The organism is Caulobacter sp. Root1472 (assembly GCF_001426985.1).
In the GTDB taxonomy this organism is placed as follows: Bacteria; Pseudomonadota; Alphaproteobacteria; order Caulobacterales; family Caulobacteraceae; genus Caulobacter; species Caulobacter rhizosphaerae.
On record NZ_LMFX01000052.1, the window covers coordinates 79,781 to 102,503 of the forward strand.

Annotated in this window: 28 protein-coding genes; 12 read left to right on the top strand and 16 right to left on the bottom strand. The window is 69.6% G+C overall.

What is annotated here, in order from left to right:
- Positions 1–56: 56 nt before the first annotated feature.
- The gene (locus ASD47_RS25580; protein WP_056762759.1) at positions 57–527 is read left to right on the top strand and encodes a hypothetical protein; all 471 of its coding nucleotides are present in this window, start codon (positions 57–59) and stop codon (positions 525–527) included.
- 7 nt (positions 528–534) lie between these two features.
- Here ASD47_RS25580 and ASD47_RS25585 read toward each other — a convergent pair whose 3' ends face one another.
- The 6 genes from ASD47_RS25585 to ASD47_RS25610 all read right to left on the bottom strand — a co-directional run bounded on the left by ASD47_RS25585 (position 535) and on the right by ASD47_RS25610 (position 6,333).
- Entirely contained in the window at positions 535–753 is a 219-nt protein-coding gene (locus ASD47_RS25585; RefSeq protein WP_156402440.1) for a DUF6289 family protein, read from the bottom strand.
- Positions 754–855: 102 nt separating this feature from the next.
- The gene (locus ASD47_RS25590; protein WP_156402441.1) at positions 856–1,236 is read right to left on the bottom strand and encodes a methylglyoxal synthase; all 381 of its coding nucleotides are present in this window, start codon (positions 1,234–1,236) and stop codon (positions 856–858) included.
- An 88-nt stretch (positions 1,237–1,324) separates the two neighbouring features.
- Complete coding sequence (locus ASD47_RS25595; RefSeq protein ID WP_056762765.1) at positions 1,325–1,897, bottom strand: hypothetical protein; 573 nt, start codon at positions 1,895–1,897, stop codon at positions 1,325–1,327.
- Positions 1,894–2,961, bottom strand: coding sequence for a hypothetical protein (locus ASD47_RS25600; protein ID WP_056762768.1), 1,068 nt, complete (start codon positions 2,959–2,961; stop codon positions 1,894–1,896). Before ASD47_RS25600 ends, ASD47_RS25595 begins: the two co-directional genes overlap by 4 nt.
- Positions 2,962–3,159: 198 nt before the next feature.
- Positions 3,160–4,761, bottom strand: coding sequence for a peptide chain release factor 3 (locus ASD47_RS25605; RefSeq protein ID WP_056762771.1), 1,602 nt, complete (start codon positions 4,759–4,761; stop codon positions 3,160–3,162).
- Positions 4,762–4,770: 9 nt separating this feature from the next.
- Positions 4,771–6,333 carry a hypothetical protein gene (locus ASD47_RS25610; RefSeq protein WP_156402442.1) on the bottom strand — a complete coding sequence of 521 codons (1,563 nt, stop codon included), beginning with the start codon at positions 6,331–6,333 and terminating at the stop codon, positions 4,771–4,773.
- A gap of 602 nt (positions 6,334–6,935) precedes the next feature.
- Between ASD47_RS25610 and ASD47_RS27185 the strand changes: the two genes are divergently transcribed.
- Positions 6,936–7,082, top strand: a complete 147-nt coding sequence (locus ASD47_RS27185; protein ID WP_164468879.1) for a hypothetical protein — start codon at positions 6,936–6,938, stop codon at positions 7,080–7,082.
- 61 nt (positions 7,083–7,143) lie between these two features.
- Here ASD47_RS27185 and ASD47_RS25615 read toward each other — a convergent pair whose 3' ends face one another.
- Positions 7,144–7,524 (bottom strand): hypothetical protein, encoded by a 381-nt coding sequence (locus ASD47_RS25615; protein ID WP_056762778.1) that lies wholly within the window; start codon positions 7,522–7,524, stop codon positions 7,144–7,146.
- Between the two features lie 215 nt (positions 7,525–7,739).
- Here ASD47_RS25615 and ASD47_RS25620 point away from each other — a divergent pair, with 215 nt between their 5' ends.
- The gene (locus tag ASD47_RS25620) at positions 7,740–8,480 is read left to right on the top strand and encodes a 2OG-Fe dioxygenase family protein (RefSeq protein ID WP_369800358.1); all 741 of its coding nucleotides are present in this window, start codon (positions 7,740–7,742) and stop codon (positions 8,478–8,480) included.
- Between the two features lie 117 nt (positions 8,481–8,597).
- On the opposite strand, the gene ASD47_RS25625 is transcribed toward ASD47_RS25620, so the two are convergent.
- Positions 8,598–8,939, bottom strand: coding sequence for a DUF1491 family protein (locus tag ASD47_RS25625; RefSeq protein WP_056762782.1), 342 nt, complete (start codon positions 8,937–8,939; stop codon positions 8,598–8,600).
- A gap of 207 nt (positions 8,940–9,146) precedes the next feature.
- Here ASD47_RS25625 and ASD47_RS25630 point away from each other — a divergent pair, with 207 nt between their 5' ends.
- On the top strand, positions 9,147–9,983 hold the full coding sequence (locus tag ASD47_RS25630) for a hypothetical protein (protein WP_056762783.1): 837 nt from the start codon (positions 9,147–9,149) through the stop codon (positions 9,981–9,983).
- A gap of 25 nt (positions 9,984–10,008) precedes the next feature.
- Here the strand turns inward: ASD47_RS25630 and ASD47_RS25635 are convergent, their stop codons facing one another.
- The gene (locus ASD47_RS25635; protein WP_056762784.1) at positions 10,009–11,766 is read right to left on the bottom strand and encodes a sensor histidine kinase KdpD; all 1,758 of its coding nucleotides are present in this window, start codon (positions 11,764–11,766) and stop codon (positions 10,009–10,011) included.
- A 188-nt stretch (positions 11,767–11,954) separates the two neighbouring features.
- On the opposite strand from ASD47_RS25635, the gene ASD47_RS25640 reads away from it, so the two are divergent.
- Positions 11,955–12,818: a sensor histidine kinase KdpD gene (locus tag ASD47_RS25640; protein WP_056762785.1), complete on the top strand. Its 864-nt coding sequence runs from the start codon at positions 11,955–11,957 to the stop codon at positions 12,816–12,818.
- 41 nt (positions 12,819–12,859) lie between these two features.
- A complete protein-coding gene (locus ASD47_RS25645) occupies positions 12,860–13,285 on the top strand; it encodes a SufE family protein (RefSeq protein ID WP_056762795.1) in 426 nt (141 codons plus the stop codon).
- Positions 13,286–13,322: 37 nt separating this feature from the next.
- On the opposite strand, the gene ASD47_RS25650 is transcribed toward ASD47_RS25645, so the two are convergent.
- Together ASD47_RS25650 and ASD47_RS27190 are read right to left on the bottom strand one after the other, a co-directional pair.
- On the bottom strand, positions 13,323–13,697 hold the full coding sequence (locus ASD47_RS25650; RefSeq protein ID WP_162251713.1) for a TonB family protein: 375 nt from the start codon (positions 13,695–13,697) through the stop codon (positions 13,323–13,325).
- Positions 13,698–13,777: 80 nt separating this feature from the next.
- Positions 13,778–13,939, bottom strand: a complete 162-nt coding sequence (locus ASD47_RS27190; RefSeq protein ID WP_018061533.1) for a hypothetical protein — start codon at positions 13,937–13,939, stop codon at positions 13,778–13,780.
- A gap of 91 nt (positions 13,940–14,030) precedes the next feature.
- On the opposite strand from ASD47_RS27190, the gene ASD47_RS25655 reads away from it, so the two are divergent.
- The 5 genes from ASD47_RS25655 (at position 14,031) to ASD47_RS25675 (ending at position 17,155) form a co-directional block, all read left to right on the top strand.
- The gene (locus ASD47_RS25655) at positions 14,031–14,969 is read left to right on the top strand and encodes a rhodanese-related sulfurtransferase (RefSeq protein ID WP_056762801.1); all 939 of its coding nucleotides are present in this window, start codon (positions 14,031–14,033) and stop codon (positions 14,967–14,969) included.
- 49 nt (positions 14,970–15,018) lie between these two features.
- Positions 15,019–15,309 (top strand): helix-turn-helix transcriptional regulator, encoded by a 291-nt coding sequence (locus ASD47_RS25660; protein WP_056762981.1) that lies wholly within the window; start codon positions 15,019–15,021, stop codon positions 15,307–15,309.
- 98 nt (positions 15,310–15,407) lie between these two features.
- Positions 15,408–16,157 carry a glucose 1-dehydrogenase gene (locus tag ASD47_RS25665; protein ID WP_056762802.1) on the top strand — a complete coding sequence of 250 codons (750 nt, stop codon included), beginning with the start codon at positions 15,408–15,410 and terminating at the stop codon, positions 16,155–16,157.
- A gap of 108 nt (positions 16,158–16,265) precedes the next feature.
- Positions 16,266–16,592 carry a hypothetical protein gene (locus ASD47_RS25670; RefSeq protein ID WP_056762804.1) on the top strand — a complete coding sequence of 109 codons (327 nt, stop codon included), beginning with the start codon at positions 16,266–16,268 and terminating at the stop codon, positions 16,590–16,592.
- Between the two features lie 110 nt (positions 16,593–16,702).
- Positions 16,703–17,155, top strand: a complete 453-nt coding sequence (locus ASD47_RS25675; RefSeq protein WP_056762806.1) for a PA2169 family four-helix-bundle protein — start codon at positions 16,703–16,705, stop codon at positions 17,153–17,155.
- Positions 17,156–17,311: 156 nt separating this feature from the next.
- On the opposite strand, the gene ASD47_RS25680 is transcribed toward ASD47_RS25675, so the two are convergent.
- The 4 genes from ASD47_RS25680 to ASD47_RS25695 form a co-directional block, all read right to left on the bottom strand.
- The gene (locus ASD47_RS25680; RefSeq protein WP_056762808.1) at positions 17,312–18,022 is read right to left on the bottom strand and encodes a DUF6456 domain-containing protein; all 711 of its coding nucleotides are present in this window, start codon (positions 18,020–18,022) and stop codon (positions 17,312–17,314) included.
- Positions 18,019–18,417, bottom strand: a complete 399-nt coding sequence (locus ASD47_RS25685; RefSeq protein WP_056762810.1) for a helix-turn-helix domain-containing protein — start codon at positions 18,415–18,417, stop codon at positions 18,019–18,021. Before ASD47_RS25685 ends, ASD47_RS25680 begins: the two co-directional genes overlap by 4 nt.
- A gap of 142 nt (positions 18,418–18,559) precedes the next feature.
- Positions 18,560–19,489 carry a sugar kinase gene (locus tag ASD47_RS25690; protein ID WP_056762811.1) on the bottom strand — a complete coding sequence of 310 codons (930 nt, stop codon included), beginning with the start codon at positions 19,487–19,489 and terminating at the stop codon, positions 18,560–18,562.
- An 87-nt stretch (positions 19,490–19,576) separates the two neighbouring features.
- A complete protein-coding gene (locus ASD47_RS25695) occupies positions 19,577–19,996 on the bottom strand; it encodes a 4-oxalocrotonate tautomerase family protein (protein ID WP_056762814.1) in 420 nt (139 codons plus the stop codon).
- 99 nt (positions 19,997–20,095) lie between these two features.
- Between ASD47_RS25695 and ASD47_RS25700 the strand changes: the two genes are divergently transcribed.
- Positions 20,096–20,932, top strand: a complete 837-nt coding sequence (locus tag ASD47_RS25700; RefSeq protein ID WP_162251714.1) for a LysR family transcriptional regulator — start codon at positions 20,096–20,098, stop codon at positions 20,930–20,932.
- 6 nt (positions 20,933–20,938) lie between these two features.
- Here ASD47_RS25700 and ASD47_RS25705 read toward each other — a convergent pair whose 3' ends face one another.
- Positions 20,939–22,711, bottom strand: a complete 1,773-nt coding sequence (locus ASD47_RS25705; RefSeq protein ID WP_056762818.1) for a DUF885 family protein — start codon at positions 22,709–22,711, stop codon at positions 20,939–20,941.
- Positions 22,712–22,723 lie beyond the last annotated feature (12 nt).

The window sequence follows — 22,723 nt, forward strand, 5'->3', positions numbered from 1 at the left end:
CACGACGGCCGCCCTCCCCTCTGGCCAGCTTTCAGCCCCGTCTTTAAACAGGGGTCATGACCGCCTCTGTCGACCTCTGGACCGCCTCGCTCTGCAAACCCGATCCCGGCTACGGCGGCTGGGCCCATGTGCGTCGCAACGCCGACGGGACGCTGGCCGGCGCGGCCGGGGGCGAGCGGCGGGTCAGCGGAGCCAGGATGGTGCTGACCGGCGTGATCGAGGCGCTGACCGCCCTGGCCGACCTGCCAGTCGACACGGCCGTGACCCTGCACTTCGCCGATCCGGCCCTGGCCGCCGAACTGGTCGCCAGCGACGGCGCCTACGCCACCACCGAGCCCGAGGCTTGGGCCGCGGCCCGCCAGCTTCTGGCCGCGCGGCCGGTGCTGACCCTGTCGCCCCTGGCGGACATGACGCCGGCCACGGGATTCCTGAAGGCTTGGGCGGACTTTGGTCTCGACACCGCCAAGACACGGGGCACATTCAAGGCGGCGATCCCACGACCCAACCTGCTCAAGTTCCCGGGCTAGGGGCGCTCTAGGGACAGGCCGTGGTTTCGCGGATCACGTAGGGCGTGCGCACGCCCCACTGGGATCCATTGCCGTCGCAGTCGCGATAGACCTCGCCGACCAGCTGATTGTAGTCTGGACCGGAATAGTATTGCGCCTGAACGGCGAAGACGCGCCGCGCCGAGGCCGGCTCGGCCCAGGCGAATAGCGAGGCGGTCACCAGCGCCCCGGCGAGCAGCTTGGTCATCAAGGTCTTCATAAACAGTCCTCCGCGAACCGCTCACGCTACACACCCATAGATTGTTCGCAATCTGCAAAACATCCTCTGCGGCTCACATCGCCGTGAAGCTCACCGTCCCGCCACGATCAGATCCGCTGTCGCCACGTTGCAGGCGAACGGGATGTCGGCCAGCGTCGCCATGCGGATCAGCGCCTTGACGTCGACGTCGTGCGGCTGGGGCGACAGCGGGTCGACGAAGAACACCAGCATGTCCAGCAGCCCCTCGGCCAGCAACGCGCCCAGCTGCTGGTCGCCGCCTAGTGGGCCGCTCTTCAGGCGGGTGAGGTCCAGGTCCGGCAGGGCCTGCAGGATCCGTCCACCGGTGGTGCCCGTGGCGTACAGCCTGTGCCGCGACAGGAACGCCTGGTGCGCCACCGACCAGTCGACGAGGGCGGCCTTCTTGTCGTCGTGGGCGACCAGGCCGATGGCGAGCAAGGCGGCGGCGGGCATGGGGATTCTCCAGGGTCCAGCCCTCTCCTAGCCCGTCCCCGCGAATCTGGAAAAGCCGAACCTTGAGAGATGCGGCGGACGCCGGTCGTCAGGCGAACCGGATCTTGGCCGGCGCCGCGAACTCCGGGGTCTCCTTCTCGACCAGCACCTGGTCGTGCAGCGACAGCTTGGCGTTGGCCGAGAACACCCCGGCCGTGGCGCAGACCACCTTGCCGCCGCGCACCTCCAGCCGCACGCCCTTGACCTTCAGGGCCAGCTCGATCTCGAAGTCCAGGTCGGCCACCTTGACCGCGCCGTAGCGCAACTCGATCCGCGGCTTGTGGGTGGAGGCGATCTCATGGTCGTCGAGATCCTGGAAGAAGGCGTCCTCGGGATGACCCCTGGACTCCTCGACGCACTTCTTGAACCGCTCAAGCTTCATCCAGCCGTCAAACAGCACGCGCTCCACCGACAGATCCAGCAGCTTGCCGACCTCGTCCCGGCAGCCGCTCTCGACGTCGTTCCAGCAGGCGCTGGGGAACTTCTGGGCGGCGTTCGTGATCGCCTGGGTCAGGGGCGGCGCGTTCTTGCAGGCGTCCAGCGGATCGCCGCCGTCCTCGGCGAACAGCGCCCGCCAAGTCGTGGCGCCCGAAGCCGGCGCGTGCGGGGCCGCGTTGGTCATGGCGCGGTCTCCAGCGTGGGATAGTCCAGCCTTACCTCGCCCGCGTCTCTGGCGAACGCGAACCGCAGCGACACGGCCATGCCGGCGCGGGGCGAGCCGTCCGGCTTGAGGACCACGACGCCGGGGTCGGGGACTAGGGCGATTTCCGGCGCGCACGGCGCGGCCGCGACGGGCGACGATGTCGGTCGCGCGCGGCCCAGCCAGCGGGCGAGGCCGAACCCGCCGCCCGCCGCCACGGCCAGGGCGACCAGCCACAGCCAGATCGGCGCCGTCGGGGCCTTGGCCGGAAGCGGCGCCTGCGGCGGCGTCGGAGGTGGCGCGGTCACCGCCGGCGGCGTCGGCGCGGCGGGCGGCTCGGCGATCACGACGGGCGGAGGCGGGGGCTCGACGACGGGGGCGGGCGCCACCGGCTCCGGTTGGACCGTCCGCGGCGTGAGGGTCGGCGGCGTCTGGACCGGCGGCTTCGGTCGAACCAGGGGCGGCCGCGCGGGCTGGGGCTCGCCAGACGAAGGCTCGACAGGCGAGGGTTCGACGCGCGAGGGTTCGATGGCGGGCGGCGTCTGCAGGGCCAGCGGTGGCTGGCCGCGCAGTCCGGCCTGGCGCCAGCCGTCGGCCGTGCAGCGCCGCCAGCGCTCGGGCGTGGCGGCATAGGCCGCGCAGGCCGCCTGGATGTCGGGGATCACCGCCAGGGGGTCGGCCGGCGGCCTGGGCGTGGCGGGAGGCGTTCTGGGGCGGCTGCGCCAGGCGTCGATCAGCCTCTCCACCTGGGGCGTGATATCGACCGGTTCACGGGACGACGATAGGGTCGAGTCGCCGGGCGTCGAAGCGGCCCCCGGGACCGTCGTGGACGGGGCCGCGTCCGGGAACAATCGGCGGCAATAGGCCGTCGGATCGGCCCGGCGTACATAGGACCGCAGGCATTCGGCATAGGTCTTAGGCGCGGTCGGGGCGGCGGTGGACGCCGCGTAGGGAGCGGTCGGGACGGCCGTCGTTGTCACCGGGCGAGCGGCTTGCTGGAACGCGGCGGCGGGCGTCGCGCTCGACAGCAGCACCGCCACGACCAAGCCGCGCGTCCAACGCCCCGCACGGCGACCAGCCCAGCCGCCGCCCCTGCCCAGATCCCGTGCCACTCGGACGACCTTTCAATCGCGAGGAAGCTCTCAGGGCAAGGGTCCGCCCAGGCGGGTGCGCGGTCAAGTAGAATGAGTCAATATCAACAACCTGAGCGTATAAGCTCGACCATACAGCGCGGCCGTCCGGACCTAACCCCGTTCCTTCGTCCGCTCGAACCGCACTTTCGGATAGCGCTCGGCGACGTAACCGATTTCCCACGAAGACTTGCCCAGGAACACCGGCTGTTCGTCGATGTCGTGGGCCATGGCCGAGCGGTGCTTGTTGGTGAAGTCCTCGACGTCGGCGCGCTCACCGTTGACCCAGCGGGCCTCGGCGTAGGGCGCGGCCTCGAAGATGCAGTCCAGGGCGTATTCGTTGGCCAGGCGGTCGGCCATGACCTCGAACTGCAGCTGGCCCACGGCTCCGACGATGAAGTCCGAGCTGCCGATCATCGGACGGAACAGCTGGGTCACGCCCTCCTCGGCCAGGCCCTCCAGCGCCTTCTTCAGGTGCTTGGCCTTCAGCGGATCCTTGACCCGCACGCGGCGCAGGATTTCCGGGGCGAAGTTGGGCAGGCCGGCGAAGCGCAGCGTCCCGGTCTCCGACAGGCTGTCGCCCACCCGCAGCACGCCGTGGTTGGGGATGCCGATCACGTCGCCGGCGAAGGCGTCCTCGGCCAGTTCGCGGTCGCTGGCGAAGAACATGATCGGCGCGTTGACGCTCATGGCCTTGCCGGTGTTCTGGGCCTTCAGCTTCATGCCGCGCGTGAAGCGGCCGCTGGTCAGGCGCAGGAAGGCGATCCGGTCGCGGTGGTTGGGGTCCATGTTGGCCTGGACCTTGAACACGAAGCCCGAGACCTCGCCGTCGCCGGGGGCGACATGGGTGTCGACGCCGGCCTTGCTGACCTTGGCCGGATGCGGCGGCGGAGCATAGCTGCCGATGCCGGCCAGCAGCTCGTTGACGCCGAAGTGACGCAGGGCCGAGCCGAAGAACACCGGCGTCATGTGGCCTTCCAGGAACGACTGGACGTCGAACGGCTTGGCGGCCTCGGACACCAGCATGGCGCCCTCCTCCACCTCGGCCAGTTCCTCGGGGTCGAGGTACTGCACCACCGCGTTCGACTTCAGGGCCACCGGGTCGGGATGGCCCTCCTCGTCCGTCGAGCTCTTCTTGGCGTAGGGGATGAACTTCTGGCCGCGCAGGTCCAGCATGCCCTTGAACCGCCCGCCCGAGCCGGCCGGCCAGTACAGCGGGGCCGGATCCAGGGCCAGCTTGGACGACACCTCGTCCAGCAGCTCGAACGGGTCCTGGGCCTCGCGATCCATCTTGTTGATGAAGGTGATGATCGGGATGTCGCGCAGGCGGCAGACCTCGAACAGCTTCAGGGTCTGAGGCTCGATGCCCTTGGCGGCGTCCAGCACCATGATCGCCGCGTCGGCGGCCGTCAGGGTGCGATAGGTGTCTTCCGAGAAGTCCTCGTGGCCCGGGGTGTCCAGCAGGTTGAACATCAGGCCGTCGTGGTCGAAGGTCATGACGCTGGCCGACACCGAGATGCCGCGCTCGCGCTCGATCTTCATCCAGTCGGACTGGGTGCGACGGGCCTGGCCGCGGGCCCGCACGGCGCCGGCCGCGCGGATCGCCCCGCCGGCCAGCAGCAGGTTCTCGGTCAGGGTGGTCTTGCCGGCGTCGGGGTGGCTGATGATGGCGAAGGTGCGCCGACGGGCAGCCTCGAGGGCGAGGGAAGTGCTCATCCCCGGGGGTTAGCTCCCCGAAGCCGCCTTGTCACCCTTTGCCGACGCCTTGTCGGCGGACTTCGGCCCGTCGGACGCCTTGTCGCCGGTCTTGGCGTCGATGCTCTTGAGCATGGCCTGGGCCGCCTCCACCTCGCCGCCGCCGTGCGGATTGCTGGCCAGTGGCGTCAGCATGGCGCTGGCCGTGTCGATGTCCTTGACCTGGATCAGGGCCCTGGCCGCGTCCAAGCGCAGGTGACCGACCTGAGGCGCCAGAACCACCGCCCGGACGCGGATGTCGGCCATGGCTTCGGTCATCGGCTCCAGGCTGCGGGCTTCGGCATAGCCGTGCAGGGTCTCTGGATTGTCCGGATCAACCTTGAAGGCCCGGGCGAACAGCTTTCCGGCCTGGGCGAAGGCGGCGGCGCGCTGGGCCGGATCGTCCGGGGCCGCGGCCAGGCGGCTTTCGCCCAGGGCCACCAGCGCGTCCTTGTCCTTGGGGTCGGCGGCCAGCAGATCATCGAGGATCGCCTCGCCCGCCTTGCGGTCGCCGAACGCCGTCTCGGCCTTGGCCAGGACCAGCTGGCTGAAACGATCCTTCGGCCGCTTGGCGGCGGCGGCGCGAATTTCGGCCAGGGTTTCGGCTTGGTCCTCCTTGGGCACGCCCAACTTCAGCCGCTGGCCCTCCAGGATCAGGTCGTCGGCGCTCGGCGGCAGGTGGGTCACCGTCATCGCCGGATCCAGCGCGCCCGTCCGCGGCAAGGCCCCGGCCGGGATCGGCCGGTTCATATAGGTCTGCAGCTTGCGGCGCAGGCCCTCCGGATCATCGCCATAGATCGCCTTCCAGGCCTTCACCGGGTCATCGCCGCTGCGCACGGAATTCAGATAGGGCCCCAGCAGCTTGTGCCGCGCCGGGTCCGACAGGATGTAGTGGGTCAGCAGCCAGGCCTGGGCGTAGTAGGCGTAGACCTCCCGCTCCTTGAGGGCGCCCGGACGCTTGCCCAGCACGTCTTCCATCGGGATCCAGCCGCCTGGCTGGGTCAGGCTGTAGGCCCGGCCGCGGTTCACGCCGCCCACCACCATCCGGGTCTTGGCCAGGTCGGCGGTCATGTAATATTCGGCGTAGCCCTCGACCAGCCAGGCCGGATAGGCGCTGGGATAGTACTGCAGCATGAAGTGGTGCACGTATTCGTGCAGCACCGTGTCGTCGCCCTTGTTCTCGTCGAACTCGCCGGTCCCGTCGCGGATCGCCACCACGAACACCTCGGGCACGGACGACAGATAGACCCCGGCCATGCCCTCCTTGGCCTTGGGGATCACGCGCCTCAGTTGCCGGAGGTCCGAGACCAGATAGACCGGCAGCTTGCGCGGAGTGACCTCGTCCTTGGGCCGGCCGTGCAGGCGGCGCAGCAGGGAGTCGAAGTCCTCCAGCATGGTGGCGTATTCGCGCACCGACTTCTCGCTGCGGCCATAGACCACGAAGTGGTCGCTCTCGGCCCGCAGCCATTCGGCCCTGGCTGGCGATCCGGCCGCCAGCAGGGCGACCGCCGTCAGCGCCGGCAAAATCCCACGCCGTCCTGTAGTGCCTCGCATGCCCACGCCGCTCCCCTCAACGTTGCGTTGAAGCTAAGCGGGGACACCCCCGCGGCGCAAGGCGTGACTTGGCGCTGATCGCGGCAGGGTGGCCGCCAGCCTGTCCATGATCTCGTCGGAGTCGAGGCTGTTCAACATATCGCGGTGACGATATCGAGAGGCGCCGTGGCTTCGAAAGCCGCGCGATCGATCCGGCGGCGCCTGTGACGAACGGGGCCCCAATCTCGTCAGTCGCGGGCGCGGCGACAGGGGCCGGGGTGGTCTCGTCACGGGTCCAGCGATGTTCGCCTCGGCGGCGATGGCCAGGCCGAGGATCGCGGACGGCGCGAAATTCATCAGTTTCTTCAAACGCCTGCCCTGTTCATGATCTGCGGACGGGTAGGCTGATGCGTTGTCGCTTGGACGGCGACGAGGCGTCGGTTCCGTGACGTCATGGATGGCGTCGTTCTTTGGAGCCGGACGGGAAAATCGAGCCTCGCAACCATACCGGTACATCGAAACGCGCGACGTTATGACCCTGGTCAGAATAGGGTTTTGGAGTCATGCTTTCCTCTGAACGGACCATTCCCCGTCAGAGGGAGGGCCGCGAAGAGGAAACGAAAATGGCTATGGTCCACGAGCCGCGTCACAAGCGCGGCGCCTGCACCCCCCAAGGAAACGCCCTCTGCCTCGGCGTCGCGTTCGCCGGGCTGGTGATCGTGGCGATGATCCTGACCTGGCTGTTCAGCCTGATCGGCCTGTTCCTCTAGCCGAACTCCGGGCCGAGCCCGAACCGTCAAGGAAGGCTGCGACGCGCGAGCCGAACGGCGGTCAGGCCGCCAGGCGCCGCCAGACTTGGCGATCGGCCTCGACATTGCTCAGGACGCCGGCCTTCTGGCGCTCGAACAGCGATCCCATGATCTCCAGGCTCAGTTGGGCGTAGCGCACCTGCACCTGGTCGACCAGGCAGCCGCGCGACGGCGCGATGAACAGGGCCGCGTTGACGTCCGGCGCCTTGGCGATGATCAGGGCGGCCAGGCGCTGGGCCTTCTCCAGGTCCTTGTGATGCAGCAGCGGCTCGGCGGCGTAGAGCTCCTGGCCCAGCTTGCCGACATAGCTCAGCGACACCTTGGCGAAACGTTCGCGGGTGAGCGGCGGGGCCAGTTCGGCCGCGTCGAGGCTGAGAATGACGTCGTTGAGCAGGAAGAGCATCGGAACCTTGCTGAGGCCTGGCGGCGGCTGCGGGGAATCGGACGGCTGGGGAAGTCGTTGCGTCACCCTGCCGCATCGAGCTTTCGCTCCGGTTTAGGAGCAGGGTTAACGGGGCGGGAAATGGGATTCCGGGTTAAATGTCGGGACACGGAACAAGGCTTGGCGCGAGGGCTCCGGCGCCCCATCTGAAGACCTCGTCCTGCTGGAGGCCACGCTTGATTCCCCGCAACGCCGTCTCGCCGGACAGCCTGGCGCGCGAGATCGCCGCCGCCCTGGACGAAACGGGCTTTCGCCGGCTCGCCCCGGCCGAAACCGACACCCTGCTCGGCCCCGAGGCCGTAGACGGCTGGCAGACCTTCGCCGACAGCTGGAACGACCTGGGCCTGGACCGCTTCATGGCCGACGGCGGCCGTTATCGCCGTCGGCGCTTCGCGGCCTTTTCGGCCTCGCCCGCCGGAGTGGTCCGCAAGCCGCACCAGCCGCACTACCAGAGCCGGGACTACAACGGCCTGAACGGCGGGGTGCAACGCTGGTTCGAGCCCGTGCTCGACACGGTGGCCGAGCATGCCGTGACGCAAGAGCTGCTTCGCGTCGGCCTGGCCCTGTTCCATCCCCTGACCGCCGATCCGCCCCGGGCCTGGCACGTGGAACTGCACCAGTTCCGCATCGAGGCCGGCGACGGCGAGGCGGGCCTGCCCACGCCCGAGGGCGCGCACCGTGACGGGGTCGACTGGGTGGTCGTCATGCTGGTCGACCGCCAGAACGTGGCCAGCGGAGTCACCGACATCTTCGCCAACGACGGCGTCCGGCTGGGAGCCTTCACGCTGGAGCAGCCTCGCGACACGGTCGTCCTGGACGACCACCGTGTGATGCATGGGGTGACCGCGATCCATCCGCTGCAGCCGGGCGCCCCCGCTTTGCGCGACGTGCTGGTGGCGACGTTCCGGCGCGAGTGAGCGCGGTGCGTCCTTCGAGGCTCGCCTGCGGCTCGCACCTTAGGATGAGGACCTCATTGCACTGCATTCCTCATCCTGAGGCGCCCGCGCAGCGGGCCTCGAAGGACGCATCGCCCCTCAGCCCTTCGGATCCCCTTCGACCGGCTCGGTCAGGAAATGCCGCCCTTCCCGGTCCTCGATCTCGACCACCCAGATGTCCGGGTCGATCCGCGCGGCGCGTTCGGCGTAGGCGTCCAGGTCGGGCTCGAAATCCGAGCGGACCGGTTGCATCCAGAAGCGCTCGCCGTCGCCCCGGGTGGCCTCGCTGTAGAGCCTGGCGGTGTTGGCGCGGCGGTCGACGGCCTTGACCAGCACCGCTCCCGCCCGTGGGTCGCCCTTGCGGGCCACCATGGCGAAGGCCCCGCCCAGCTCGGCGCGGCGGATCAGCGCGCCGACCCAGATATCCGTCGAAAGAAGCATCGCTAACCGAACCGCAACCTCGGCGCCCTAAGGCTGCCTGCTGAAACCGCTCTCGCAGAATACGAGATCATGACGTCAAGAAAGACCCCCAAGCGCGCCAGCGCGCGCTCGGATTCTTACTGTAGAGCCTTTTTGCCCCCTTCGAACGTCGTTCGAAGGAGAAAGGCTCTATGGGTTCTGACGGCGCGGTGGCTAGGGGCTTTTGTCATGACCGCCGGCTTCGGCGCGTCGACCGTATCCCATGCCGCCACCGCCGCCGACCAGCTCTACGAACGCACGCTGATGATCTCGGCCGACGCGCGCTGCCGGCTGTTCAAGCCCGCCGTGGGCTCGGCCCTGGACGCCGCCCGCGCCCAGGCGCGCGGCGCGACCCTGCGCTCGGGCGCCAGCGAGGTCCAGGTCCAGGCTGTGGAGCAGCGGGCCCGGGCCAAGGCCAGCGCGGCGACGTGCGGCTCCAAGGACCTGCAGACCGCCGCCGGCCGCGTGCGCCAGGCCTTCGACGGCTATTCGACCCTGCAGCGGATGAACTATCCGGGCGACCGGGCCGGCTGGCAGGCCGACCGCTCGGTCTCGGCCACCATCCCGGTCTGGCGGCTGTCGCAGCCGGCGGGGTTCGGGCGCGACCGCTTGGTGTTCGGCCTGTCGGGACGGTCCAACGACCTGCTGGCGGTGGCGACCTTCGCCGACGACGCCCAGCCCTACGCCGCGCGCCTGGTCGTGCGCGACACCCTGCGCACCCAAGGCCCATACCTGAACGGCCGAAACGCCAAGGGTCTGGCCGCCAACGCCGCGCCGCGCAACGCCAGCCGGGTGTTCGCCGCCGAAACCCGCGACATGGCGCCCGTCACCCTGCTGCCGACCGGCGCCAAGACGGGCCTGTCCTTCCGCTTCCCCCGCGAGGCCGCCGACGCCATGGGCCGCCTGGACCCGCGCGAGGCGGCGACCATCGAGTTCGTGTTCACCAGCCGCAACGGCGTGGACGTGGTGCGGCGAGCCTATGTGGAGGTCGGCGACTTCGCGGCGGGGCGGGCGTTCCTGCGGTAGCTTACCCCACAGGGAGAGGATCTTGTCACCGCGGCGGCGCGAACTTGACGACGTTGGGGCCCAGCTCCGGCTCTTCGGGCGGCTCGGGCGCAGGCTCCAGCAGCGGCGGCTCCATCGCCGGGCGCGGCGGCGTCAGCAGCACCGGCATGCGCACCGAGACGCTGGTCCCCGCGCCCAGGCGGCTTTCGATGTTCATCTCGCCGCCGTGCAGCCGGGCGAAAGCGCGGACCAGCGACAGGCCCAGGCCCGTGCCCTTGGCCCGCTGGTCGACGCCGCCGGCCTGCTCGTAGGGGCGACCCAGGCGTTCCAGGTCCTCGGGAGAAATGCCGACGCCGGTGTCGGTGACCACCAGCTCCAGCTGGCCGTCCCGGCCATCGGCCGTCACCGTCACCTGGCCGCCGCGCGGCGTGAACTTCAGGGCGTTGGACAGCAGGTTCAGCACGATCTGCTTCAGCGCCCGGCGGTCGGCGTCGACCTCCAGCTCGTCCGGCGGCAGGACGCCGCGCAGCTGCACGCCGGCCGCGTCGGCCTGGACGCGCAGCAGGCGCATGGCCGCCGTCACCGCCTCGCGGGCGTCGAACTCACCGCGCTGCAGCTCGAAGCGCTCGGCCTCGATCTTGGACATGTCCAGCACGTCGTTGATCAGGTCCAGCAGGTGGCCGCCCGACTCGTGGATGAGTTCGGCGTACTCGCCGTAGCGGTCTGTCAGCGGGCCGAACATCCGGGCGCGCATGATGTCGGAGAAACCCATGATGGCGTTCAGCGGCGTGCGCAGCTCGTGGCTCATATTGGCCAGGAAGCGAGCGCGGCCGGCGGCCAGCCCCTCGGCCTCGGCCCGGGCCTGGCGCAGGGCGGTCTCGCGGGCCTTGTCCAGCGTGGCGTCGCGCATCACGCCCACCAGCAGGTCGGGCGAGACCTGGCGCAGGTCCAGGCGGACGGTGCGGGTCGGGTCCAGCAGCGGGGCGAAGGCGATGCTGGCCTCGCCGGCGTCCAGGGCCGTCGCCAGGGCGGCGCTGAGCTTCTGGCGGTCGCCGGCCATGGCGGCGCAGGCCAGGTCCTCGCCCGCCAGGTTGGCGGTCGCCACGCCGCGTGGCGCGGCCCCGCGCACCGTCCTGACCCGACCGTCGCTGGCCACGACCAGCAGCAGTTGCGGCGCGCCGTCGACCAGGGTCTGCAGGATGTTCAGCTCACCGGCCTGGCGGTTGCCCTGCTCGCCGGCCCGTCGGTGGGTGAGGATCAGGCCCGAGGCCAGGCCCACCCCCACGGTCGCCACCGACAGGAAGCCCAGGACGAAGGCCAGCGGCCCGGTCGGCGCGGCCGGGGCCAGGCCGGACAGCTGGGTCAGGGCCGCTACGGCGCCGCCGATCAACGCCAGGCTGGCGCCCTCGGCCAGGCGCCGCGGAGAGGACAGGATGGAGGCCGCCGCGACGGGGGCCAGGATCCAGGCGCTCATTGCGCCCGAGACGCCGCCGGTCACCACCGCCGCGCCCGCGCCGCAGGTGGCCCACAGGACCAGGATCAAGGATTGCAGGCGCTCGTCGCGTCGCTCGCCCACCGCCAGGCCGGCCAGGGCCGGGAGCGCGCCGGCCGCCAGGGCCAGCCAGACCGGCAGGCCGACGACGCCGGGCGTGAAGGCCGCCGCCCCGGTCGCGAAGATCACAGTCGTCAGCCAACCCAGCCGCCACAGATGAGCCGCGCCGAAGCCGCCCGTCGAGGAGGTCCCCGAGAGCTGGGCCTGAGCCGGCCTGGAGCCGGTCTGGAGCGAGGCGCCGTCGTTGGCCAAGGCCGCGAGAATCCCTTCCGGTGAGTCTTCGTCGTCGAAGCTTAACGCCGGGAGCCCTCTCTCCCAAGGCCGCACAATCGGCGGGCGATCGTTAACGCTGGCGCTTCTTGTGGACGGAAACGGATTCGTAAGCGCCTTGGTTCATCCTGGCGCATCGAAGTAACGGACAGAAGGTCCGGGAGTCCCTGATGTCGCCACCGGCGATCACCGATGCATCGGGCCATGCCGAGACGCCGCGCGAAAACGCCGGCGCCGACAACGGCCTGATGTCGCAGACCACCGCCTTCCGGCGGGCGGCCGCCCGCGCCCGCCGCAAGCAGGCGCTGGACGACCAGAAGCGCTCGTTCCTGCGCATGGTCAGCCACGAGCTGCGTACGCCCCTGAACGCGGTGATCGGCTTTTCCGAGATCCTGTCCTGCGAGCTGTACGGCCCCCTGGGCGCGCCGCAGTACAAGGAATACGCCAGCCTGGTGCACGAAAGCGGCCTAAAGCTGTTGCGCCTGGTCAACCAGATCGTCGAGATCGCCCGGCTGGAAGGCCATGTCACCGACCTGGACCTGGGCGAGGAGAACCTGGACGACGCGGTCGAGGACGTGATCCTGCAGCTGCGCGCCGAGGCCACCGCCCGCGGGGTCAGCATCGTCGCCCCCGAGGCCGGGACCCTGCCCAGCCTGCGGGCCGACGGCCGAGGCCTGCGCACCATCCTGACCAACCTGCTGCAGAACGCCCTCACCCACTCGCCGCAGGGCGGGCTGGTGGTGGTCGAGGCCCGGCAGGTGGGCGGCGGCCAGGTCGAGATCGAGATCCGCGACCATGGCGAGGGCGCCGACCCGGCCGACCTGCCTCGCCTGATCCGCCCGTTCGAACAAGGCGGCGCCACCCTGACCCGGGCGTCCGAGGGCGCGGGCCTGGGCCTGCCGATCGTCGACCTGCTGGCCCGGGCGATGGACGGCAGCCTGCGGCTGAGGTCCACGTTGGGCCACGGCTTCACCGCCATCGTCACCCTTCCCGACGCCGCGGCGCGTCCCTCCACGGCGCGCGCCCGGTTCTAAGGGACTTTCCCTTTTCGCCCGGGCGCACTAAGTCCCGCGCCATGCAACGCCCCATCGACGCCGCCCTCGACGAACTGGCCGACGAGTTCGAACTGCTCGGCGACTGGGAAGAGCGCTATCGCTACGTGATCGAGTTGGGCAAGGACCTGGCCCCGCTGACCCAGGCCGAGCATTCCGACGCCAACAAGGTGCGCGGCTGCGCCAGCCAGGTCTGGCTCGTGACCGAGCCGCAAGAGGACGGCACGATCACGTTCCGGGGCGACAGCGACGCCCACATCGTCAGCGGGCTCATCGCCATCCTGCTACGGCTCTATTCGGGACGCCCGGCCAAGGACATCGTCGATTTCGACGCGGCGGCCGCGATGGCGCGGCTGGGCCTGTCGGAGGCGCTGTCGTCGCAGCGCTCGAATGGGCTGAAGGCGATGGTGGCGCGCATCCAGCGGGACGCCGCGGCGCTGGCGGGGTAAGGCTGCGTCGGCTGCCCCCCAAGACAAGCCCCAAGCGCTAGCTGCGCGGGACAGCGAACCCCACGGGGATGATCCTGCGCATCCGGCCTTTGCGCTTGTCCTTCTCGCTCGGCGGAGCCAATTCCATGAACTTGGTGAGCCGAATCGCCGCCTCGCCGAACCCGTATTCCGCCGGGCTCTCGGAAAGCACTTTACAGTCCTCCAGCTTGCCTTCGGGGCCGATACGGCAATCCACGACCGCTTGCCCGCCCACTTCCATCCGCTGAGCGCGATCGGGATAGTACCGGGAAGCCATGTCCCCCGAGGGCCGGGCTCGCCATTCGGACGGCTTCACCGCACGTGCTGTCTCCGCCGCGTTGCAGGCGCCCGAGATAGCCGCGATCGCCAGCCCCAACAAAATACAGGATTTCATGTTCGCCCCCATAGCAACGCTTGCGACGGAAGCGGGCTAGACGCCACCCGGCCGCCACGCAAGCTCCATCTGTGGCAGGCTCAGAAGAAACCCGCCCGCGTGCCGATGAACCAGATGGCGATAACGATCAGCACCAGCTGCAACAGCCAGTTGACCGGCGACGGAATGGGGCTGCGCTGGACCGCGTAGAGCGCCAGTCCAAGCAGCACGAGGGCGACGACGATGACGATCAGGATGCTCATGCCGGTGTAACCGCCGGCCGGGGCGATAGTTCCAGCGCCGCTTGAGAAGCCCGTCTTGAGGATTTGGTGTCCAGCGCCTATCAGCCCTGTCATGAGCTTCCGCGTCGCCGCCCTTTATCGGTTCACGACCTTCGCCGACCCGCTGACTCTCATGCGGCCGCTGTCGAAGCTGTGCTGCGGCCTGGGCGTCAAGGGCACGCTGCTGCTGGCCCGCGAGGGGATCAACGGCACAATCGCCGGGAGGCCCGAGGCGATCGACCAGGTGCTGGACCACATCCGGACCTTGCCAGGCTGCGAGACGCTGGAGCTGAAGTTCGCCGACGCCGAAGCCATGCCGTTCCACCGCATGAAGGTGCGGATCAAGCGCGAGATCGTCACCCTGGGCGCCGGCGACCTGGATCCGGCCAACAACGCCGGGACCTATGTCGAGCCCGCCGACTGGAACGCCCTGATCGCCCGCGACGACGTGGTGGTGATCGACACCCGCAACGCCTACGAGGCGGCGATCGGCACGTTCGCAGGCGCCATCGATCCCCAGACGGCCAGCTTCAGCGCGTTTCCGGCCTGGTTCCGGTCCTTCCGCCAGACCTGGGACCCCGCCTCCCCGCCGCCCAAGGTGGCGATGTTCTGCACCGGCGGCATCCGCTGCGAGAAGTCCACGGCCTTCCTGAAGAGCGAAGGCGTGGAAGAGGTCTTCCACCTGAAGGGCGGGATTCTGAACTATCTGGAGACCACGCCGGCCGAACAGAGCCTGTGGCGTGGTGAATGCTTCGTGTTCGACGAGCGGGTGGCGGTGGGCCATGGCCTAGCGCCCGGAACCCACGCCCTGTGCCGGGGCTGCCGCATGCCGGTTAGTCCAGAGGACCGCGCGTCCCCGCACTATGTCGAGGGCGTCTCCTGTCCCGCCTGCTTCGAGGCCCGCGACGACGAGGCCAAGGCCCGCTACGCCGAGCGGCAGAAGCAGGCGAGCCGGGCCCGGGAACTGGGCATCGCCCATGTGGGGGCGGTGATGCCGCCGCGCGAACCTTAGCGTCCGCCACGGCGTTGCGCCCGAGCCGGGCCGCCGTCATATGTCGGATATGACCGAACCGGCCGTCATCCTGTCCGAACAGCAGACCGCCCTGATCGCCAAGGCGCTGGCCGAGCCGCGCCGGCTGCAGATCCTCAAGGAAATCGGGGCCAGCAGCGACCCCACGCCCTGCGGCGGCCTGGTCCAGGCCCAGCAGGTCAGCGCCGCAACCCTGTCCCACCACATCAAGGAGCTCGAAGTCTCGGGCCTGGTGCGCATCTGCCGGTCGGGCAAGTTCGCCTTTCTGGTGCTCCAGCGCGACGTCCTGAACGCCTATCTGGCCCAGCTGGCCGAAATCTGAAGCCGTCATCGCTTTTTCATCAGGCTCCGCGCCTTGAATCGTTTCGATGATCATCTAACTATCGAAGTGTCGCCACGAGGCGGCATGGAGAGAATTCGATGAGCAAGCTTTCAGGCAAGACCGCCGTGGTGACCGGCGCATCCAAGGGCATCGGCGCCGGCGTCGCCAAGGCGCTGGCCGCCGAAGGCGCGGCCGTGGTCGTCAACTACGCCACCAGCCGCGAGGGCGCCGACAAGGTGGTGGCCGAGATCGTCGCCGCCGGCGGCAAGGCCGTGGCGGTGCAGGGGGACGTGTCCAAGGGGGCCGACGTGACCCGGCTGTTCGCCGAGGCCAAGGCCGCGTTCGGGGCGGTAGACGTGCTGGTCAACAACGCCGGCGTCTATCGTTTCGCCCCGCTGGACGAGGTGACCGAGGACGAGTTCCGCCGCCAGTTCGACACCAACGTGCTGGGCCTGCTGCTGGCCAGCCAGGAGGCGGCCCGTCAGTTCGGCCCGCTGGGTGGCAGCATCATCAACATCAGCTCGAACGCCGTGGAGCTGAACCTGCCCACGGCCTCGGTCTACACCGCCACCAAGGCGTCGGTGAACGCCATCACGCGGATCCTGGCCAAGGAGCTGGGCCCGCGCAACATCCGGGTCAACGCCATCAGCCCCGGCGGCACCGAGACCGAAGGCGTGCACGACGCCGGCATCATCGGCACCGACTTCGAAAAGCACCTGGTCTCCCAGACGCCGCTGGGCCGCCTGGGCCAGCCGACCGACATCGCTCCGGTGGCGACCTTCCTGGCCTCGGCCGACGCCGGCTGGGTGACCGGCGAGGTGATCGTCGTCTCCGGCGGCCTGCGCTAGCGACCGACGCCGCCCTCGTCGCCGGGATCGCCCCGGCGGCGAGGGCCGTGCGGGATCAACCCCGCCGGCCCCGCGTTATCGAAGCTTCCACTTTCCAAGGAGCTTCCCATGGCCGCCTACGACGCCTCCTACGGCACGCCCGCCCAAGCGCGGCAGGGTCTGCTGTCCACGCTCTCCGACAAGGTCTCGGGCCTGTTCCAGAAGACGCCCGCCGACCCCTATGCGGTCTCGCCGCCGGCCGACTACGCGCTGAGACCCGACGCCCAGGGCAAGATCACCCTGGCGGGCCGCAAGGTCCCGGTCGCCCTGGCCGTGCTCGGGGCCGGCGCGGTGGCCGTGCTGCTGCTCAACCGCCGCACGCGCGGTCCGGCCATCGCCGCGGCCACCACCGCCTGGAGCTTCCTGGGCAGCAAGCTGCCGGTCCGTCCGCACTGAAAGCTCCGCTGAAGCCCCGCATCGAACCTTTCGCGGCCGGCCCGCGTTAGGCCGGTCCCCCCTCCACGGCCGACCGGCGCCAGGCCGGTCCTCTTTCACGGAGAGCCTTCATGCCCCACACCAACGAAGACCACATCAAGCTCGTCAACAGCTTGGTCGAGACCACCATCGACAGCGCCGACGGCTATGCGGAAGCCGCCAAGGACGCCGACGGCGTCCGCTTCAAGACCCTGTTCCAGCAACGGGCCCAGGAACGCCGCTCGGTGGCCTCGGAGCTGCAGGACGAGGTCCGCCGGCTGGGCGGCGAGGCCAAGGACGACGGCACCATCCTGGCCGCCGCCCACCGCGCCTTCGTCAATCTCAAGGACAGCCTGACCAAGGGCGACGAGGCCGTGGTCAACGAGGTCGAGTCCGGCGAGGACTATATCAAGGCTAAGTTCGAAAAGGCCCTCCAGGACAGCGACGTCCAGCCCCAGACCCGCGCGGCGATCGAAAAGGCCTGGACCTCGGTCAAGTCCGGCCACGACCAGATGCGCGACATCAAGCACATGCTGAAGCACTAGGTCTTAGTCGGAGCATTTCAATTTCTGGCTCTTCCCCCCCCTTCATGGGGAGGGGGGACCAGCGAAGCTGGTGGGTGGGGTCTGCCGAGTCACCAAGCCCCACCCGACCTCCTTCGGAGGCCACCCTCCCCATGAAGGGGAGGGAAAGGCGTCTGTTCAAACCATCCGGTAGTGCATCGCCAGCCGCTGCAGCGCCAGCTTCAGCACCGTCTTGCCCGCCCGCCTGGGCAGCTTCAGTTCGCGTTCGGCGACCTGCAGGGCCGTTTCCGCTAGGCACACCCGCTCCAGCATCTCCCGCAGGCCGGGGCCGACCGCCGCCAGGGCCGCGGCGATCCGGTCCTTGGCCGCCCTGGCCCGGAGCGCCGGTTCCGGCCCCTGGCCGCTACCGCTTCCGCGCGGCTGGGCGTCCCAGTTCATGGTCAGGTGGCCGACCGTGCCGGCCTTCTGGAAATCCTCGCGCAACCGCTCGCCGGCGCAGATCTCCACCGGCTCCAGCCCGCCGCGCCGAGCCAGCCAGGCCAGGGGCGACTCGCCGAGATTGGCCTTGAGCACCACGTGCTCGCTGCTGCCCTCGATCACCACGCGCTCGCCCTCGATCACCCCCGGACGTCCCGGCGGCGGGCTCGGCGGGGCCAGCGGCTTGACCAGCCGCCAGCCGCCTTCCCGGCGCGGAGCCAGGGCGCCGTCGCGGGCCAGCACGCGGAAGGCGGCCTCGTCCACGGTCAGCATGGCCGCGCGGCGTGGTCCGAACCGGACCACATAGCCCAGACCCTTGACCTCGATCAGCGCCCCTGGCCGCCGCAGCAGCCGCTCGGCGCGGGCGGCCAGGCGCTCGGCCTCCAGCGCCCGCTCGAACGCGGCGCTCATCGTCCCAAGCCTTGTTCGATACCGATCTGGGTCAGTTCGGGGATGGTGTCGGGCGCCTGTTTCACGCAGGCCTCCAGCACGCTCATCCGGGCGTCGAAGTCGGCGTTCTCGCGCATGTCCTCGATGCGCGTACAGGCGTAGCCGCAGGTGCTGCGGTCGCGGTTGAAGGCGAAGGCCACCCGGATCAGCGGCCAGTTGAAATTGACATGCGCCAGATAGATGGCGATCTGCCGGGCTCGCGCCGCCGCCTTGCTGGTGCGCTTGGCCGAGGCGATGTCGGACGGCGAAACCCCGGTGGCCAGGGCCACGGCGTGGGTGATGAACGCGGCCGTCAACCGGTCGCGGCGCGGGTCGGGCGAGATCGCCCACAGATCCTCGAGAGCTTGAGCCAGCATCGGCTTCCCCCTGCGAAACGGCGTCCCCGTGACGCCCTTCGACCCTGAGTCTAGGTCGATATTCCGGCAGTGAGGATAACTTTCCTATTACGCGCGTCTAGTAGGAATATAAACCTTTGATTGCGTTGAGGCCGACCGCTCTCTATCCCCGCGACCAAACGGGCATAGAGGGCGGCGGGATGATCGCGCCCTTGCAGGCGACCACCGCCGCGGCGAGGTCGTGGCCCCGCGAAACGGCGGTCTCGACGGGCAGGCCGGCCAGGCGCGAGGACAGGTAGGCGGCGTTGAAGCTGTCGCCCGCGCCGGTGGTGTCCAGAGCCTTGACCCTGACCGGTGCGGGCGTGGCGATCCGCCCTTCGGGGGTATGGACATTGACCGCATGGCTCTCGTCCCGCGCCACCACCTCGGCCCCAAACCCGGTTCCTGGAGCGGCCCATTCGACGGCCAGGTCCTCGGCCTCGCGACCGTACAGCGGGCGGCTGTCCTCGCTGCTCAGCAACACGTAGCGGCACGCGGGCACGACGCCGTCCAGGGCTTCCCGCGCCGCCTCGGGACTGGCCCACAGGGCCGGGCGATAATTGAAGTCCAGGGCCAAGGCCACGCCCAGGGAATGGACATAGGCGAGGATGTCCTTCAGCCGCGCCCGGCCGATGTCGCCGATCACCGCCAGGGTGACGCCCGACAGATAGACCAGGTCGCTGGCCTTGGCGGCGGCGATCAACTGGTCGGCGGTGTGCTGCGAGAACAGGTCGCGGATCGGCGCCCGCTCGCGCCAGTAGTGGAATTTCCGCTCGCCGCTGTCGTCCAGCACGATGGCGTAGAGGCCCGGCAGGCGGTTCTCGGCCTCGCGCACCAGGCGGGTGTCCAGCCCCTCACGGCGCATGGCGGCCAGGGCGCCGTCGCTGAACGGGTCGCCCTTGCCCAGGGCCGTGCAGTAGGCGACCGCGTCGCCCAGCCGCGCCATGTAGACGGCAGTGTTGAAGGTGTCGCCGGCAAACCCCATCCGGTGCAGCCCCTCGCCCTCCGGCGACAGCTCGACCATGCATTCGCCCAGGACGGTGATGCGCGCCATGTGGTAGGGTCCCCTTGTTTAGCGGGGTGATAGGGGGTTTTGACGGCGGGTTCCAGGCGCGGTGCTTTCGCCCGAAGCCCGGAACGCCTATCGTCCCGCCGCGCCCGCCAGCACCTTTTCGACATAGCGACGCTCCTGCGTCACGCCGCCGAAGCCGTAACTGTCGGCGAAGACCTCTTCCACATAGCCGTAGCTCTCCGGGTGCAGATCGCCCAACAGGTCGCCCATCGCCTCGAACAGGGCGGAGAGGAACTGCGCCTTCTCGTCCTTCGTGTTCGTGCCGTCCACGACCTTCACCGATAGCCAGTAGCTCGCCTTGTCCTGATCCAGCAGCGAACGGCCGGCCACGAACCAGACGGCGGGGTTCACCCGCTCGACGATCACGGCCGTGACCTCGGCGGGCTTGCGCAGGATGCGACTGACGAGGTCGACGACCCGGTGGGCCACCTTTTGCTCCAGATCGGACATGTCGCGGGTCGGGGCGATGTGAACGGTGATGATCGGCATTCGAGCCTCCTGATGGGCTGGGGTGGACCAAATATGAGGGACGCCATACATTCCACAACGACATTTAAATTGTCGCAATGATTACGAATTGGAATGCCGATGCGAGATCTGGATCTCACTCAGATTCGAGCCTTCGTGGCCGCCGTGGACTTCAGGAGCTTCACCGCTGCGGGCGAGGCCCTCGGGGCCACACAATCAGCGATCAGCGTCCGCATCGATAAGCTTGAACGCGCGCTCGGTGCCCGGCTGCTGTCCCGGACGCCGCGCAATCTAGGCCTGACCGCGGCGGGACAAGCGTTCCTGGGGCGCGCGCGCGAGATTCTTCGCCTCAACGACCTGACGCTGGATGAGATGAACACGGGGGGTGCGGCGCCGATGGCGCGCCTGCGCCTAGCGGTCAGCGATCACGCCGCCGGAGGTCGGCTGGCCGAGATCGTCAAGGCGCTGCAGGCTCGCCAGCGGCTCGTCGAGGTCGAGGTCGTCACGGGATTGTCGGCCGAGATGCGCGCGGTGTTCGACGGCGGCAAGGCCGATGCGGCGATCGTTAGGCAAGACGCCAGTCGACGTGAGGGCGCGCTGCTCCTGCGTCAGCCACTGGTCTGGGCGGGCGCGACCTCGGGCGCAAATCTCGCCGGCGGCGTGGATCTCGTGGCTCTGCGAGGCCCATGCGGGGTCAAGGCGGCGATGACCAAGGCGCTTGACCAGGCTGGGATCTCCTGGCGCTTCAGCTTTCAGGGCGGCTCTGTGCTGAGTTTGCAGGCGGCCGTGCGCGAGGGCCTGGGCGTCAGCGCCTTCGGCCCTGAAACCCTCCCGCCGGGCCTTCAGAGGCGGCAAGGCGAGCTTCCTCCCCTGCCGGCGGGGAACATCGTATTGTACTCGCATGCTTCCGCGCCGGTGCGCGACCTGATCGCCCAAGCCTTCAGGACCGGCTTGTAGCCCCTCCTACCCCTTCCGCCGCTCGGCGATCCAAGCGTCGATCTTCGCCTCCAGCACCGCCAGCGGCAACGAGCCGTTCAGCAGCACCGCGTCGTGGAAGGCGCGCTCGTCGAAGCGGTCGCCCAACGCCGCCTCGGCCCGGTGGCGCAGCTCCAGGATCTTCAACTCGCCCACCTTGTAGGCCAGGGCCTGGCCGGGCCAGGAGACGTAGCGGGCCACCTCGACGTCGATATTGGTCGGCGACAGGGCGGTGTTGTCGAGGAAGCAGGCCTTGGCCTGGTCGATCGTCCAGTGCTTGGCGTGGATCCCGGTGTCGGCCACCAGCCGGCAGGCGCGCCACATCTCGTAGGACAGCCGGCCGAACAGCTCATAGGGGTCGCGATAGAGCCCCATTTCCTCGCCCAGCCATTCGGAATAGAGGCCCCACCCTTCGCCATAGGCGTTGAAATAGATGGTCTTGCGGAAGTCCGGAACGCCGGTCTGTTCCTGAGCTAGCGAGGTCTGGATGTGGTGGCCCGGCGCGCCCTCGTGCAGCACCAGGGCGGGCAGTTCGTAGAGCGGCCGCTGGTCCAGGGCCGAGGTGTTGATCATCAGGCCGCCGGCCCGACCGGTCTTGGGATCGCCGCCGAAATAGCGGCCGGTGGTGTAGCCCTGCTCGATGCTGGCCGGCACGGGCCGCACGCCGTAGGTCAGGCGCGGCAGGGTCCCGAAGTGGGAGGGCAACTGGTCGTCGGCCCGTTTGGCGATCTCGCTGGCCTTTTCCAGCAGTTGCTGGCGGCTGGTGGCGTAGAAGCGCGGATCCTTGCGCAGATAGGCGATGAAGGCCGGCAGGTCGCCCTGGAAGCCGGCCTGCTTCATCACGACCTCCATCCGCGCCCGGATGCGCGCCACCTCCGACTGGCCCAGGGCGTGGACCTGGTCGGCGGTCAGGGTCGTGGTCGTGTGGCGGCGCACCAGGAAGGCGTAGTAGCGCTGGCCCTCGGGCAGGTCCGACGCCGCCAGGCTCCGGGCGGCGTGGGGAACGTATTCGGTCTCCATGAAGGTCACGAAGCCGGCGCGGGCCGGGGCGACCTTGTCGGTCACCATCCGGGTTCCCTCGGCCAGCAGGGCGGCCCTGCGCTCGGCGGGAAGGCTGGCCGGCAGGTTGCGCAGCGGGACCAGGAGCGGATCATCCGCCAGGGGCGTGGCGGCCGTGCGCCGGGCCCGATCCAGCACGGCCTGGGCGGTGGGGACAGCCTGGACGAAGCCGGTCGCCACCCCGCGCCGGGCGTTGGCGATGTTGGCGGCGTACCAATCGGGCGTCTGGGCCAGCAGGGCGATCCATTGCCGGGCCTCGGCCTCGGACTTCAGCCGCATGCCGTTGGCGCGGTACAGCAGGATGACGTCGAAGCCGCCGTCGGTGCTGAACGGCATCCGGGCCTCGTCGAATGACAGGCCTTCCAGCCGCTCGTCCAGGCTCCATTTCAGGATGGCGTGGGTCAGCCGCTGGTTCGCCGTCAGGGCGGACAGGTCGACGCCGTTCAGGGACTGGCGGGCCGAGGCCAGCAGAGCCTTGCGGTCGGCGTCGGCCTTGGGCCCGACCGGCGGGAACCTGAAGCGCGAAGCGTCGTCAGCCCCGCCCTCGCCGTCATCCTCGCCCGCGCCGGACGCCTCGTAGGCCTTGACCGCCTGGGCCAGGCGCTCGGACGCGCTCGCGGCGTCGGCCTTGGGCGTCGCGGCCACGGCGGCGCCGTTCAGGGCCAGGGCGACGGCGAGGCCCAGAAGGACGCGCTTGGACATCGGAAACTCCGC